Source organism: Variovorax sp. RCC_210 (genome assembly GCF_041355175.1).
Taxonomy (GTDB): domain Bacteria; phylum Pseudomonadota; class Gammaproteobacteria; order Burkholderiales; family Burkholderiaceae_C; genus Variovorax.
Map to the genome: position 1 here is coordinate 238,108 of NZ_JBFUPJ010000005.1, position 14,506 is coordinate 252,613.

Annotated in this window: 17 protein-coding genes; 13 read left to right on the plus strand and 4 right to left on the minus strand. The window is 66.7% G+C overall.

The annotated features are described in order from the left end of the window. Positions 1–56: 56 nt before the first annotated feature. Together AB6807_RS17660 and AB6807_RS17665 are read right to left on the minus strand one after the other, a co-directional pair. Positions 57–998, minus strand: a complete 942-nt coding sequence (locus AB6807_RS17660) for an amino acid ABC transporter substrate-binding protein (protein WP_371085555.1) — start codon at positions 996–998, stop codon at positions 57–59. An 11-nt stretch (positions 999–1,009) separates the two neighbouring features. Continuing rightward, positions 1,010–2,317 carry a dicarboxylate/amino acid:cation symporter gene (locus AB6807_RS17665; RefSeq protein ID WP_286513223.1) on the minus strand — a complete coding sequence of 436 codons (1,308 nt, stop codon included), beginning with the start codon at positions 2,315–2,317 and terminating at the stop codon, positions 1,010–1,012. Between the two features lie 144 nt (positions 2,318–2,461). Between AB6807_RS17665 and AB6807_RS17670 the strand changes: the two genes are divergently transcribed. The 9 genes from AB6807_RS17670 (at position 2,462) to tatC (ending at position 7,440) form a co-directional block, all read left to right on the plus strand. Then, a complete protein-coding gene (locus tag AB6807_RS17670; protein ID WP_371085556.1) occupies positions 2,462–3,295 on the plus strand; it encodes a D-hexose-6-phosphate mutarotase in 834 nt (277 codons plus the stop codon). A gap of 58 nt (positions 3,296–3,353) precedes the next feature. Next, entirely contained in the window at positions 3,354–4,139 is a 786-nt protein-coding gene (gene hisF, locus AB6807_RS17675) for an imidazole glycerol phosphate synthase subunit HisF (RefSeq protein WP_116912178.1), read from the plus strand. Positions 4,140–4,217: 78 nt separating this feature from the next. Continuing rightward, positions 4,218–4,607: a phosphoribosyl-AMP cyclohydrolase gene (hisI, locus tag AB6807_RS17680; RefSeq protein ID WP_013539725.1), complete on the plus strand. Its 390-nt coding sequence runs from the start codon at positions 4,218–4,220 to the stop codon at positions 4,605–4,607. Then, entirely contained in the window at positions 4,604–5,008 is a 405-nt protein-coding gene (locus AB6807_RS17685) for a phosphoribosyl-ATP diphosphatase (protein WP_371085557.1), read from the plus strand. Before hisI ends, AB6807_RS17685 begins: the two co-directional genes overlap by 4 nt. Before the next feature lie 13 nt (positions 5,009–5,021). Continuing rightward, complete coding sequence (locus AB6807_RS17690) at positions 5,022–5,411, plus strand: hypothetical protein (protein ID WP_116912176.1); 390 nt, start codon at positions 5,022–5,024, stop codon at positions 5,409–5,411. Beyond that, positions 5,401–5,760: a histidine triad nucleotide-binding protein gene (locus tag AB6807_RS17695; protein WP_116912175.1), complete on the plus strand. Its 360-nt coding sequence runs from the start codon at positions 5,401–5,403 to the stop codon at positions 5,758–5,760. Before AB6807_RS17690 ends, AB6807_RS17695 begins: the two co-directional genes overlap by 11 nt. A gap of 65 nt (positions 5,761–5,825) precedes the next feature. Continuing rightward, on the plus strand, positions 5,826–6,068 hold the full coding sequence (gene tatA / locus AB6807_RS17700) for a Sec-independent protein translocase subunit TatA (RefSeq protein WP_116912174.1): 243 nt from the start codon (positions 5,826–5,828) through the stop codon (positions 6,066–6,068). A 13-nt stretch (positions 6,069–6,081) separates the two neighbouring features. After that, entirely contained in the window at positions 6,082–6,555 is a 474-nt protein-coding gene (tatB, locus tag AB6807_RS17705) for a Sec-independent protein translocase protein TatB (protein WP_116912173.1), read from the plus strand. 66 nt (positions 6,556–6,621) lie between these two features. Beyond that, positions 6,622–7,440: a twin-arginine translocase subunit TatC gene (gene tatC, locus AB6807_RS17710; RefSeq protein WP_286513207.1), complete on the plus strand. Its 819-nt coding sequence runs from the start codon at positions 6,622–6,624 to the stop codon at positions 7,438–7,440. A gap of 30 nt (positions 7,441–7,470) precedes the next feature. Here the strand turns inward: tatC and AB6807_RS17715 are convergent, their stop codons facing one another. After that, positions 7,471–8,640, minus strand: coding sequence for a trypsin-like peptidase domain-containing protein (locus tag AB6807_RS17715; protein WP_116912171.1), 1,170 nt, complete (start codon positions 8,638–8,640; stop codon positions 7,471–7,473). 303 nt (positions 8,641–8,943) lie between these two features. Here AB6807_RS17715 and AB6807_RS17720 point away from each other — a divergent pair, with 303 nt between their 5' ends. The 3 genes from AB6807_RS17720 to pdxA all read left to right on the plus strand — a co-directional run bounded on the left by AB6807_RS17720 (position 8,944) and on the right by pdxA (position 12,205). Beyond that, the gene (locus AB6807_RS17720; protein ID WP_371085558.1) at positions 8,944–10,320 is read left to right on the plus strand and encodes an MFS transporter; all 1,377 of its coding nucleotides are present in this window, start codon (positions 8,944–8,946) and stop codon (positions 10,318–10,320) included. 74 nt (positions 10,321–10,394) lie between these two features. Further along, positions 10,395–11,168 (plus strand): Nif3-like dinuclear metal center hexameric protein, encoded by a 774-nt coding sequence (locus AB6807_RS17725; protein ID WP_371085559.1) that lies wholly within the window; start codon positions 10,395–10,397, stop codon positions 11,166–11,168. Then, positions 11,165–12,205 (plus strand): 4-hydroxythreonine-4-phosphate dehydrogenase PdxA, encoded by a 1,041-nt coding sequence (pdxA, locus tag AB6807_RS17730; RefSeq protein WP_371085560.1) that lies wholly within the window; start codon positions 11,165–11,167, stop codon positions 12,203–12,205. Before AB6807_RS17725 ends, pdxA begins: the two co-directional genes overlap by 4 nt. Positions 12,206–12,250: 45 nt before the next feature. On the opposite strand, the gene mscL is transcribed toward pdxA, so the two are convergent. Then, positions 12,251–12,685 (minus strand): large conductance mechanosensitive channel protein MscL, encoded by a 435-nt coding sequence (mscL, locus tag AB6807_RS17735; RefSeq protein ID WP_286513193.1) that lies wholly within the window; start codon positions 12,683–12,685, stop codon positions 12,251–12,253. A 615-nt stretch (positions 12,686–13,300) separates the two neighbouring features. Here mscL and AB6807_RS17740 point away from each other — a divergent pair. Continuing rightward, positions 13,301–14,374 (plus strand): polysaccharide biosynthesis/export family protein, encoded by a 1,074-nt coding sequence (locus AB6807_RS17740; RefSeq protein ID WP_116912167.1) that lies wholly within the window; start codon positions 13,301–13,303, stop codon positions 14,372–14,374. Positions 14,375–14,506 lie beyond the last annotated feature (132 nt).

Genomic DNA, 14,506 nt, shown 5'->3' on the forward strand with positions numbered 1-14,506 from the left:
GGGCACACGGGCACACAGCCCGCGCCGCCCCGGGCGCCGCCGCGCGCGCCCGAACGCTACTCGGCCTTCACCGACATCGTCTGGATGATCGTTTCCAGCTGCGCGCTCATCGGCAGGTTGATGCTCTCGCCGGTGGGCAGCTTGCGCAGGAACCAGCGCTTGTACTGCCGCTCGATCTCGCCGTCTTCCGCCAACACCTGGAACGCATCGACGATCAGCTTGTTGAGCTGCGGGTCGTCCTTGCGGTACATGATGCCGTAGGGGTCGTAGGAGAGAAAGTCGCCGACCACCTCGTAGTTCGCCTTGGCGGCGTCCTGCGCGATCAGGCCGTAGAGCAGCACGTCGTCGGTGGCGAAGGCGTCGGCCTGGCCGCTCTTCACGAGGCCGAACGATTCCGCGTGGTCGGGCGTTACCAGCAGGTTGATGCCAAGCTTGAACTTATCCGACAGCTCGCGCAGCGTCTTCTCGTTGGTGGTGCCGGCGGTAACGGCCACCTTCTTGCCGGCCAGGTCGCGGAAGGACTTGATGGGCGAGCCCTTCTTCACCAGCACCTTGGTGCCCGAGACGAACATGGTGGGCGAGAAGCTCACGCGCTTCTGCCGCTCGAGGTTGCTGGTGGTGGAGCCGCATTCGAGGTCGACCTTGCCGCTCACGACCGCGTCGATGCGCGAGTCGGAGGTGACCGGCACCCACTTGATGGCGAGGCTCTTGTTCACCGCGTCCTCGATGGAGCTCACCAGCGAGCGGCACAGCTCGATCGAATAGCCGATGGGCTCCTTGCGCGCGTTGAGGTACGAGAACGGGACCGACGACTCGCGGTAGCCGATGGTGATGGCGCCCGTGGAACGCGCCTTGGCCAGCGTGCCGGTGAGTTCCTGCGCCTGCACGGGAAGCGCCAGCGCCGCCAGTCCGGTGAGCACCGCGGCCACCAGCCACGCGGCGCCGGCGGATGTGGAAGCCAAGGCAGAGGCTGGGGCGAGCATGCCGATGCGCTTCATGGCGTTTCGCCTCACGCGTGCGCCGGGTGGGCGAGGGTGGCGTTGGCCTCCTCGTCGATGGCCCGGGCGTTGACCTCGGCGTCGCTCTCGGAGAGCAGCTCGCCCTCCCACTTGGCGACCACGGCGGTCGCAATCGAATTGCCCACCGCGTTGGTGGCCGAGCGGCCCATGTCGAGGAAGGTGTCCACGCCCAAAATCAGCAGCAGGCCCGCCTCGGGAATGTCGAAGTGGTTCAGCGTGGCGGCAATCACCACCAGCGAGGCGCGCGGCACGCCGGCCATGCCCTTGGAGGTGAGCATCAGGATGAGCAGCATCGTGACCTGCGTGCTGATCGGCATGTGGATGTTGTACGCCTGCGCGATGAACAGCACGGCGAAGGTGCAATACATCATCGAGCCGTCCAGGTTGAACGAGTAGCCCATGGGCATCACGAAGCTGGAGATCTTGCGCTTCACGCCGAACCGGTCGAGCGCCTGCAGAATCTTCGGGTACGCGGCCTCCGAACTGGCGGTGGCAAAGGACAGCAGGAAGGCTTCCTTGATGAGCACCAGCAGCTTGAACACGCGCGGCCCCAGGAACAGGAAGCCCGCCAGCACCAGCACGCTCCACAGCACGAACAGGCCGAGGTAGAAGTCGCCCATGAACACCGCGAACTTCAGCAGGATGCCCAGGCCGTTCACGGCCACGGTGGCGGCCATGGCGGCCAGCACGGCCAGCGGCGCGAGCTTCATCACGTAGCCGGTGATCTTCAGCATGGCGTGCGACAGCTCCTCGATGGCCGCCACCAGCGTCTTGGCCTTGTCGCCCAGCGAGGCCAGCGCCACGCCGAAGAACATCGAGAACACCACGATCTGCAGGATCTCGTTGTTGGCCATGGCCTCCACGAACGACTTGGGCACCGTGTGGCTGACAAAGTCTTTCAACGTGAACTTGGAGGTGGCCAGGTTGGCCGAGGCGCCGATGTCGGGCAGCGGCAGGCCCAGGTTCTCGCCGGGCTTGAGCAGGTTGGCCATGATGAGCCCGATGACCAGCGAGATCAGCGAGGCCGTCAGGAACCAGCCGATGGCCTTGCCGAACACGCGGCCCACCGACTTGGCGTCGCCCATGTGCGCGATGCCCACCACCAGCGTGGAGAACACCAGCGGGCCGATCAGCATCTTGATCAGGCGCAGGAACACGTCGGACACGATGGAGACGTAGTCGGCGATCTCCTTGGCGGCCTTCTTGTCCGGAAAGCTGGAGAAGATCATGTAGCCCACGATGATGCCGAGCACCATGGCGATCAGGATCCAGGCGGCCATCGGCAGCTTTTTCTTCATGCGTATCCCCTTGTGTCGTGTGAGAGTGATTTTTGGAGTGCACGGGACCGAAGCGGTCACAGGGTATCCAAGAAGGCCCCGGGCACGCAATGGGCCCGATGCCAATTCCGTGCCACGCCGCGGGCGCTGCCTACAATTCTCGCCATGGAAATCACCCCGATCGAGTTTCGCGGCCAGCCCGCGCTGCGCGCCACAGGCGCCGATGGCAGCACCCTGACGGTGGCCTTGCACGGTGCGCAAGTACTCTCCTGGACAGCGGCCGACGGGCTGGAAAGGCTTTACCTGAGCCCTTCGGCGGTGTTCGACGGCCACACGGCCATCCGCGGCGGCGTGCCCGTCTGCTGCCCCCAATTCAACCAGCGGGGCATGTTGCCCAAGCATGGCTTCATGCGCAATTTGCCTTGGGTGCACACGCCCTCGGACACGCCCGAGACGCTTCGTCTCACGCTGCGCGACGGCGAGGCCACCCGCAAGCTGTGGCCGCACGCTTTTGAGGCGCGGCTCGAGGCCACGCTGTCGCGTGGCCAGTTGCGCATCGCGCTCACGCTGCGCAACCTCGACAGCGCCCCCTGGACCTTTGCCGCCGCGCTGCACACCTACCTGCGCGTGGACAACATCTCCAATGTGCGGCTCGAAGGCCTGCAGGGTGCCAACCGCTGGGATTCGCTGCGCGACGACCGCCATGTGGAAACGGCGGCTGCGTTGCATTTCGATGCGGAGTTCGACAGCGTGTACACCGCCCCCGCCGAGCCGCTGCGGCTGGTGCAGCCGGGCGGCAAGCTCGAAATCTCGCAGAGCGCCAGCTGCAGCGAAACCGTGGTGTGGAACCCAGGCGCGGTGCTCGGTGCGAAACTCGCCGACATGCCGGCCGACGGTTTTCGCCACATGCTGTGCGTGGAGGCGGCCCGCATCGACGAGCCCGTGCTGCTGGCGCCCGGCGCCGAGTGGCAGGGCTGGCAGCAGCTGCGCGTGCTCTGACCCTTCCTTCCTCCGATTCGCTCCAGATTCCTTCCTGATTCCTTCCCTGGTTCTTCCCATGCTTGCCAAACGCATCATTCCCTGCCTCGACGTCACCGGCGGCCGCGTCGTCAAGGGCGTCAACTTTCTCGAACTGCGCGACGCGGGCGATCCGGTCGAGATCGCCGCGCGCTACAACGCGCAGGGCGCCGACGAGCTGACCTTTCTCGACATCACCGCCACCAGCGACGGGCGCGACCTGATCCTGCCGATCATCGAGGCCGTGGCGTCGCAGGTCTTCATTCCGTTGACCGTGGGCGGCGGCGTGCGCACCGTGGCCGACGTGCGCCGGCTGCTGAACGCGGGCGCCGACAAGACCAGCTTCAATTCCGCCGCCATCGCCGACCCGCAGGTGATCAGCGACGCCTCGCAGAAGTACGGCTCGCAGTGCATCGTGGTCGCCATCGACGCCAAGCGCCGCAGCCCCGAAGAAGCCGCCACGCGCGGCGCGGGCTGGGACGTGTACAGCCACGGCGGGCGCAAGAACACCGGCCTGGACGTGGTCGAGTGGGCGACCGAGATGGCGCGCCGCGGTGCCGGCGAAATCCTGCTGACCAGCATGGACCGCGACGGCACCAAGAGCGGCTTCGACCTGGAGCTGACCCGCGCGGTGAGCAACGCCGTCAACGTGCCGGTCATTGCATCGGGCGGCGTCGGCAGCCTGGACGACCTGGCCGACGGCATCCAGACCGGTGGCGCCGACGCGGTGCTGGCGGCCAGCATCTTCCACTACGGCGAGCACACGGTCGGCGAGGCCAAGGCGCGCATGGCCGCGCGGGGCATTCCCGTGCGCATCGACCGCTGAGAGTGGCCTCCTGATCTCTCCCTTGGACGGCGCTCGAACGCCTCTCAAGGGTCTTTTTCTATCCCCGACAATAGTGCGATGAATTGGCTCGATGAAGTGAAGTGGGACGCGAACGGCCTGGTGCCGGTCATCGCGCAAGAGCAGGGCAGCAACGACGTGCTCATGTTCGCCTGGATGAACCGCGAGGCGCTCGAAAAGACCGCCGAGCTCGGCCGGGCGGTGTATTTCAGCCGCTCGCGCAACAAGCTGTGGTTCAAGGGCGAGGAGTCGGGCCACGTGCAGACCGTGCACGAGATCCGCCTCGACTGCGACAACGACGTGGTGCTGCTCAAGGTCACGCAACTGGGCCACGAGCCCGGCATTGCCTGCCACACCGGGCGCCACAGCTGCTTTTTCAGCAAGTACGAAAAGGGCCAGTGGACGGTGGTCGAACCCGTCCTGAAAGACCCGGAGTCGATCTACAAATGACCGTCCCAGTGAACCCCGGCAACACCACCGACGCCCTGGCCCGCCTGGCCGCGGTGATCGAAAGCCGCCTGCCCGCGCGCGGCGGCGACCCTGACAAGAGCTACGTGGCGCGCCTGCTGCACAAGGGCCCCGACGCCTTCCTCAAGAAGATCGGCGAGGAGGCCACCGAGGTCGTCATGGCCGCCAAGGACGCCGACCACGGCGGCGACCGCTCGAAAATAGTGAACGAAGTGGCCGACCTGTGGTTCCACACCATGGTGGCGCTGGCGCACTACGGTTTTTCGCCCGCCGACGTCACCGCGGAGCTCGAGCGCCGCGAGGGCACCAGCGGCATCGAGGAAAAGGCGCTGCGCAAGGTGCACGCGCGCGAAGCGAGCGAGGCTGGATCTTCCAACGATTGAAAGGACACCGACCATGGCCAACGACATCGTGAACGTGGAACCCGACGACTCCCTGAAGACCTGGGGCTGGGTCAGCTACGTGCTGCACCTGATCGTGGCCATCGGCGCAGTCGTGCCGGGGGCGCAGGCCTCGGTGCTGCTCCTGCTGATCGCGCTGGTGATCGACTTCGTCAAGCGCGACGACGCGGCCGGCACCTGGCAGGCCTCGCACTTCAGCTGGCGCATCCGCTCGGTGCTCTGGGCCGGGCTGCTGTACATCGTGACGTCGTGGCTCTGGCTGCTCTTCTTCATTCCGGGCTGGATCGCCTGGAGCCTGATTTCGCTGTGGTTCCTGTACCGGATCGTGAAAGGCATGATCCGCATGAACGACGGCCGCCCCATGGAACCCAAAGATGTCATCTGACCCGAACTGCGTCTTCTGCAAGATCGTCGAAGGCAAGATCCCCTCGCGCAAGGTCTACGAAGACGAAGACCTGTTTGCATTTCACGACATCGCGCCCTGGGCGCCGGTGCATTTCATGGTGGTGCCCAAGAAGCACATCCCCTCCATGGCGCAGCTCACGCCCGACGACGCCGCGCTCATGGGCAAGATCATGACGCTGGCGCCCAAGCTGGCGCTGGAGCAGGGCTGCAGGCCCTACCCGGAGGGCGGCTTCCGGGTCGTCGTCAACACCGGCAACGAGGGCGGGCAGGAGGTTCACCATCTCCATGTCCATGTCATGGGCGGTCCCCGGCCATGGCTTCGCGGCTGAGCAGGGTTAAGCCAAACTGTCACATTCGTCCCGACTAAAATCGGACACATTCTTAGGAGTTCTCCATGGGTTCTTTTTCCATCTGGCACTGGCTGATCGTGCTGCTCGTCGTGGTCATGATCTTCGGCACCAAGAAGCTGCGGAACATGGGTTCTGATCTCGGTGGCGCCGTCAAGGGCTTCAAGGACGGCATGAAGGATGGCAGCGCCGACGCGCCCGCCGGCACCTCGGCCCCCGCCCAGCAAGTGACCGGCCAGCCGGTCAACGACAAGTCGACCATCGACGTCGAAGCACGTCAGAAGTCCTGAGCGCGGACCGCACGTGCTCGACCTCGGCATTGAGAAGCTGGCGCTGATCGGCGTCGTGGCGCTGATCGTCATCGGCCCTGAAAAGCTGCCCCGCGTGGCCCGCACCGTGGGCACCTTGCTCGGCAAGGCGCAGCGCTACGTGAACGACGTCAAGGCCGAAGTCAACCGCTCCATGGAGCTCGACGAGCTCCGCAAGATGAAGACCACGGTGGAAGATGCGGCGCGCGACGTCGAGCACAGCATCCACACCGGCGCGAGCGACTTCGAGAAGCAGTTCAGCGGCACCTCGGGCGAAACGCTGTCGGCCCTGGCCGAACCCGAAGCGCCGCCGCCGCCCGAATACAGGCATCCGCGCAAGAACTGGCGCCTGAAGCAGGGCGCCACGCCGCAGTGGTACAAGGCGCGCAACGGCGTGCGCACCAAGGCGCTGTCGGGTGCGGCGCGGGTGGCCCGCTTCCGCCCCCACACGATCAACAAGATCACCTAGCGTACCCCCACCACCGCGTTCCCCGAGCGCCGCACGCCGGCCGACGTCACGCTATCTTCTTTTCCAATGGCCGATTCCGACAACAAGAACAACGACAAAGAAGACGAGCTGGCGGGCACCGAACAGCCGTTCGTGGCTCACCTGGTCGAGCTGCGCGACCGCCTGCTGTATTGCGTGTATGGCCTGGTGCTCGCGGGCATCCTGCTGGCCATCTGGCCCGGCCCCGGCGGGCTGATCGACATCATCGCGATGCCGATCAAGGCGCACATGCCGCACGACGCCAAGCTCATCGCCATCGGCGTGTTCTCGCCGTTCTTCGTGCCGCTGAAGGTGCTGATGATGGCGGCCGTGCTGCTGGCGCTGCCCTGGCTCATGTACCAGGCGTGGATGTTCGTGGCGCCCGGCCTGTACAGCCACGAAAAGAAGTTCGCGCTGCCGCTGATCTTCTTCGGCAGCCTGCTGGCCTATGCCGGCATCGCCTTCGTGCAGCTGTTCGTGCTGGACAAGATGTTCAGCTTCATCCAGCGCTTCGCGCCCGCGGCGGTGCAGGCGACACCCGACATCTCGTCGTACGTCGAGGCCATCCTGTCGCTGTACATCGCCTTCGGCGTGGCGTTCCAGGTGCCCATCGTGGTGATGCTGCTGGTGCGCTTCGAGATGGTCACCATCGAGAAGCTGAAGTCTTTCCGCGGCTACTTCATCGTGGTCGCGTTCGTGGTGGCCGCCGTGCTCACGCCGCCCGACGTGGTGTCGCAACTGGCGCTGGCGGTGCCCATGTGCCTGCTGTACGAGGTGGGCATCATCGGTGCCAAGTACTTCGCCAGCTCCGGCCGCAAGCCTGAAGAAGACGAGAAAGAGGAAAGCGCAGATTCCGCGCAGTCCTGATTTCCTGAGCCTTCCGACCTGACCGGCCCCTTATTCAGGCTGGTTGGGCACCTGCCTCACGGGGCTCTTCGGCCGCAGCCCCGGCATCACGTCCAGTTCCATCTTGTCGCTGCCGCGCTGCAGCGCGAACCGCGCCGTGCTGCCCGGCTTCAGGCCGGCCACCGCGGTCAGCAGGGCCTGCACGTTGTCGGTCTTCTTCTCGCCCACCGAGGTGATCACGTCGCCCGGGCGAATGCCGGCCTTGGCGGCGGGGCCGTTCTGCAGCACGCCGGTGATGATCACGCCCGCGTCCGCCTTCACGCCGAAGGTCTCGGCCAGTTCGGGCGACAGCTCGTTCGGCTCCACGCCGATCCAGCCGCGGCGCACCTGGCCTTCCTTGACGATGCCTTCCAGCACGATCTTGGCCATCGACACCGGAATGGCGAACCCGATGCCCATGCTGCCGCCCGAGCGCGAGTAGATGGCCGTGTTGATGCCCTGCAGGTTGCCGTTCACGTCGATCAGCGCGCCGCCCGAGTTGCCGGGGTTGATGGCCGCGTCGGTCTGGATGAAGTTCTCGAAGTTGTTGATGCCCAGCTGGTTGCGCCCCAGCGCCGAGACGATGCCGCTCGTCACCGTCTGGCCCACGCCGAACGGGTTGCCGATGGCCAGCACCTGGTCGCCCACCTGCAGCGCGTCGGAGTCGCCCAGCACGATCACCGGCAGCTTGTCGAGCTCGATCTTCAGCACCGCCAGGTCGGTGTCGGGGTCGGTGCCGATCACCTTGCCGCGCGCGTGGCGGCTGTCGTTGAGCGTCACCTCGATCTCGTCGGCGCCTTCCACCACGTGGTTGTTGGTGAGGATGTAGCCGTCGGGGCTGACGATCACGCCGCTGCCCAGGCCCACCTGGGGCTGGTCGTCCTGGTCGCCGAAAAAGAAGCGAAACCACGGGTCGTTGCTGCGCGGATGGCGTTGCGCCGCCTTGCTGGTGTTGATGCTCACCACCGCGGGCGAGGCCTTCTTGGCCGGCACGCTCAGGCTGCCGGGCGTGCCCAGCGCGGACGTGGCGGGCGTGCCGGCCGGCGCCTCCACGATCGACACCACGCCACCCAGCGACGTCGAGCGCTTGTTGAGCCATTCGGGCTTGAGCGTCGCAACGACGAAATAGGCCGCCAGCAGGACGGTCACGGCTTGGGCAAAGAGCAGCCAGGTGCGTTTCATGAAAGATTGGTGAAAAAGACGGTGGAAGACTGCACGGCGGCGCAGCAATGTTGTCAATTGTCTATCAACCCCGCGTGCCAGAAACCGCGCCGCACGGTCGAGATTGGGGCCGGCTGGCTGCGTAAACAAGGGTTAACCCGTAGCATCCCGGGGCGGTCCCATCCGGCCCGCCCTTTCAGGCCTCCCGTGCCGCCCACCCGGCGTGCCCGGCCAGGCATTTCGCCCACGCGCCGTTCTTCCGCTTCCTCCGTTTTTCACCCCGGTCCTGCGGGCTGGCGCGCGGCCACGACCTTCCTGCCAGCCATGACTTCCAAGACCACCATCCCCGGCGGCGCTCAGCCGGCCCCGGCGCGCTTCCCGCCCAGCCAGTCAGCCCAGTCCGTTCAGTCGGCCCCTCGCACCCTCGGCTCTAGCGACTACAAGACCCTGGCCCTGTCCGCCCTGGGCGGCACGCTGGAGTTCTACGACTTCGTCATCTACGTGTTCTTCGCCACCGTGCTGGGCGCGCTGTTCTTCCCGGTGGACATGCCCGACTGGCTGCGCCAGCTGCAGACCTTCGGCATCTTCGCGGCCGGCTACCTGGCGCGGCCGGTGGGCGGCATCGTCATCGCGCATTTCGGCGACGTGTTCGGGCGCAAGCGCATGTTCACGCTGTCGATCTTCCTGATGGCCGCGCCCACGCTGGTCATCGGCCTGCTGCCGACCTACGCCAGCATCGGCGTCGCGGCGCCGCTGCTGCTGCTCGCCATGCGCGTGCTGCAGGGCGCGGCCATCGGCGGCGAAATGCCCGGCGCCTGGGTGTTCGTGGGCGAGCATGTGCCCGAGAAGCGCTACGGCTTCGGCATCGGCATGCTCACCTCGGGCATCACGGGCGGCATCCTGCTGGGCTCGCTGGTTGCCGTGGCCATCAACCGCCATTATTCGAGCGAGCAGGTGAGCGACTTCGCGTGGCGCATTCCCTTCGTGCTGGGCGGCGTGTTCGGGCTGGTGTCCGTGTACCTGCGCCGCTTTCTGCACGAGACGCCGGTGTTCAAGGAGCTGGCCGGCCGCAAGACGGTGGCGCGCGAGCTGCCGTTGCGCACCGTGCTGCGCGAGCATCGCCTGGCCTGCGTGTACGTCGCGCTGCTGACCTGGGTGCTGTCGGCCGCCATCGTGGTGGTGGTGCTGTACACGCCCACCTACCTGCAGAAGGTGCACCACATTCCGGCCGCGCTGGCGCTGGAGGCCAACGCGCTGGCCACGCTCACCCTCACGCTGGGCTGCATGCTGGCCGGCTGGGCCAGCGACCGCGTGGGTTCGCGCACCGTGATGCTGGTCGGCTGGGGCGGGCTCTTTGCGACGGCGTACATGTTCTACAGCGGGCTGCCCGGCACGCCGGCCACGCTGTTCTGGCACTACGGGCTGGTGGGCCTGTTCGTGGGCACCATCGCCACCGTGCCGATCGCGGGGGTGCGGGCGTTTCCGGCGCCGGTGCGCTTCTCGGGGCTTTCGTTTGCCTACAACATGTCTTACGCGGTGTTCGGCGGGCTCACCCCGGTGATCCTCACGCTCTGGCTGCAGCACGACCCGATGGCGCCTGCGCACTACGTGGCGGTGCTGGCGGGGCTGGGCTTTGTGCTGGCCTTCCTGCCGCTGGCCGCACGCGGCCATGCGATGCGCGACGGCGCGGCCAAGGCCTGAAGGCCAGAGCGGTAGAGCGGTAGAGCGGCAGGGCAGTAGAGGGCAAGGCGCAAGGCCAGCGCGACAATGTCGGCATGACCACCACCCGCCATGAACTGCTCCAGGCATTCGACCAGCTGCTGGCCCCCGGCCGCTTCAAGGACTACGGCCCCAACGGCCTGCAGGTCGAGGGCCGCGCCACCATCCGCAAGATCGTCTCGGGCGTGACCGCCAGCCGCGCGCTGATCGAGGCCGCCATCCACGCCGAGGCCGATGCCCTCTTCGTTCACCACGGCCTGTTCTGGCGCGGCCAGGACGGCCGCGTTACTGGCTGGATGAAGCAGCGCCTGGGGCTGCTGCTGGGCGCCGACCTGAACCTGTTCGCCTACCACCTGCCGCTGGACGCGCACCCTGAACTCGGCAACAACGCACAGCTCGGCCTGCAACTGGGGCTCGTCGCCCACGCGGGCCCGGCCGGCCGCTTCGGTGAGCAGGAGCTGGGCTTTTTGGGCGCGCAGGCGAACGGCGAGGCCTTTGCCGATGCGCAGGCGCTGGCCACCCACGCCGAAGCGGTGCTCCGCAGGCCGGTGACGCTGGTCGACGCGGCGCGTCGCTCCGTGAGAAACATCGCCTGGTGCACCGGCGGCGCGCAGGGCTACTTCGAGGCCGCCATCGCCGCCGGCGCCGACGCCTTCATCACCGGCGAAATTTCCGAGCCGCAGGCCCACTACGCGCGCGAGATGGGCGTGGCCTACCTGGCTTGCGGGCACCACGCCACCGAGCGCTACGGCGCGCAGGCCGTGGCCGGGCAGGTGGCGGCGCAGCTCGGGCTGGTGCACGAATTCATCGACATCGACAACCCCGCATGACCGAAGCCATTGCCATCACATTGGGCGACCCCGCGGGCATCGGCCCCGAGATCATCGCCAAGGCCTTCCGCGACGCGCCCGACGCCACGCGCGGCGCCTTCGTCGCGGGCGACGTCGCCACCATGCGCCAGGCCTCGCAGGCGCTGGCCGTGCCGGGACAACCGGGCTGGCCGGTGCTGCAGATCGGCACGGCGGCCGAGGCCGCCGCCGTGCCGCCGCGCTGCATTCCCGTGCTGCAGGTGATTGCGCCGCCGTTGCACATCGCGCTGGGCCAGGTCAGCGCCGAGGCCGGCCGCGTGGCGGGCGAGTGCGTGGTGTGGGCCGCGCGCGCGGCGTTGCGCGGCGAAATCGGCGCCATCGTCACCGCGCCGCTGCACAAGGAGGCGCTGTCCGCCGCGGGCTTTCCGTATCCCGGCCACACCGAGCTGCTGCAGGCCGAGGCCGCCGCCCACCTGGGCCGCGGCGTGGCCGACGTGCCGGTGCGCATGATGCTGGCCAACGACGAGCTGCGCACCGTGCTCGTCAGCATCCACATGTCGCTGCGCCACGCCATCGAGGCCGTGCGCTTCGAGGGCGTGCTCCAGACCCTGCGCATCACCCACCGCGCGCTCACCCAGGCGCTGGGCCGCGTGCCGCGCATCGGCGTGGCGGGGCTGAACCCACATGCGGGGGAGGGGGGGCTCTTCGGTTCAGAAGAGCGCGAGATCATCGCGCCGGCCATCGAGGCCGCGCGCGCCGAGGGCATCGACGCCAGCGGGCCCTACGCGCCCGACACCGTCTTCATGCGCGCGCGCGCCAAGCACGGCGTGGCGTCCAGCGGCGAGTTCGACGTGGTGGTGGCCATGTACCACGACCAGGGGCTGATCCCGGTCAAGTACCTGGGCGTGGAAAAGGGCGTGAACGTCACGCTCGGGCTGCCGCTGGTGCGCACCAGCCCCGACCATGGCACCGCGTTCGACATCGCGGGAACGGGGCGGGCCGACGCGTCCAGCCTCGTGGAGGCGTTGCGCATGGCCCGGGTGCTCAAGGGCGGTTGAACTGTCGCGGGAAGGCGCCCGAACGAGCGCCCCGGAAACTCAGACTCAGACGCGCTGCTTCAGGCTGTCGCGAATCTCGCGCAGCAGCACCACGTCTTCCGGCGTGGCGGGGGCGGCGGCGGGCGCCGGCTCGTCCTTGCGCTTCAGGCGGTTGATCTGCTTGACCATCATGAAGATGATGAAAGCCAGGATCACGAAGTTGACCGCGATGGTGATGAAGTTGCCGTACGCCAGCACCGGCACCCCGGCCTTCTTCAGGTCGGCCAGCGTGTTCGCCACGCCGGGTGGCGCCGTGCCCAGCACCACGTAGAGGTTCGAGAAGTCGAGCCTGCCGAACACCAGGCCGACCACCGGCATGATGATGTCGGCCACGAGCGAGTCGACGATCTTGCCGAACGCCGCGCCAATGATCACGCCCACCGCGAGGTCGATCACATTGCCCTTGACGGCAAATTCCTTGAATTCACTGAGGATGCTCATGATTCGAACGGCTGCTTGAGCGCCGGTGGTTGAAGGAGCGGCAAGTATGCCTGCGGATCGCGTGCGCGAAATGCGCGGCGGCCACCTCGCCAACCGTCCGGGCCACTGCGTTCGCGATTGCCTCCTGCAACACATTCAGCCCGGTTTTGTCCATTTCCGTAACCAGTTCCGGTGGTTTTGGTTACAGAGAGATACCTACAGCAACCGTTAGCTCAGAGAAACGCTTGTGCGCTGGTAGGATCACGCCCCGGCAAGTTACAAAAGTTGACTTCTGACGGCTTCCTCGCACCGGGGTTGTCTTCACCGGGAGTTTCAGCGCTGGCGGTGCCTTTCGGACTAGCTTTTCTCCCATCGAGACGCAGGCCAAGTGTCGCTTTGGCACAAGAGAAAAGTACGGTTTTCTTACAAAAACGACGGGCATCGCGGTAACCACAATTGTGTGAAAAAGAATTGCGCCGCAACAAATGCGAGGAGGCATTTGTTGCCTGCGCAATTTTTGCTAATGAATAACGAATTTCCTGGGGATCAGAATTGAGAAGAAATGCGAACGTCCTGAAGTGGACTTCGGCACTCGCTTGTGCCGCGGTGCTTCAAGGTTGCGCGATCGTGCCCGGCATGGGCAACGTGGAGCCCTACGACGGCGGTGAGCTGGCGACTCAGTTCCGCTACCTGCCCGACGACGCGCCCGAAGGCCAGGTCACCCCCATTTCGCTCGCGCTCGTGCGCACGCTGGCCCAGGCCGCGCCGAAGGGCGTGCCGCCCGAGGTGCAGGCCTTGTTCGGCAAGGGCGACCGCTACACCATCGGGCCGGGCGACGTGGTGGGTGTCATCGTGTATGACCACCCCGAGTTGTTGCCCAATGCGGGCGCCGTCATTTCGCAAGCCGCCGACCCGACGGGCGTGCAGGTTGCACCCGGCTTCATCGTCGACGCCGACGGTGAAGTCGCCTTTCCGTACATCGGCCGCGTGCGCGTCGGCGGGCTGAGCGAAGGCGACGCTTCCGACCTGATCGGCAAGCTGCTCACGCCGCACATCCGCGACCCGCAGGTCACCGTGCGCATCCAGTCGTTCCGCAGCCGCCGTGCGTATGTCGAAGGCGAAGTGCGTACTCCCGGCTCGCAGATCTTCACCGACGTGCCGATGACGCTGAACGAAGCCATCAACCGGGCCGGCGGCATCACCGCCGCGGGCAACCGCTCGGCCGTCACTCTCATCCGCAACGGCCAGTCGATTGCCATCGACATGACCCGGCTGCGGGAGGCCGGCTACGACGGCAACAGCATTCCGCTGAAAAACGGCGACACCGTGCGCGTGGCGAATCGCGAAGACGCCAAGGTCTTCCTGATGGGCGAAGTCGTCGCCCCGCTGGCACTGCCCATGCGCAGCAACGGCCGCCTCAGCCTGAGCGAAGCGCTGGGCGAAGCCGGCGGCACCTTGAACTCCACCGCCAACGCCGGCCAGATCTACGTGATTCGCCAGGGCGCGACGGGTGCGCCCGCCATCTTCAACCTCAACGCGCGAAACCCCGCGGCCTTGGCCATTGCGAGCCAGTTCCGGCTGCAGTCGCAGGACGTGGTCTACATCGACCCCGTGCCACTCGTGAAGTGGAACCGCGTGGTCAGCCTGATATTGCCGTCGGCGACGGTGGCCAATGCGGCGAGCGAGATTTACGTCAGGCACGCCAACTGAAGCTCCCGAAGCCCATTCCTTCCATTCCTTGCATGAAGCGGCGCGAGAAGTGGATGGGCGTTTGAAGGCGACGGTTCAGGTGCGATAGGGCGACGGCTTCCATCGAGAGGGCGCTGTCGGAAGTTTTTGTTT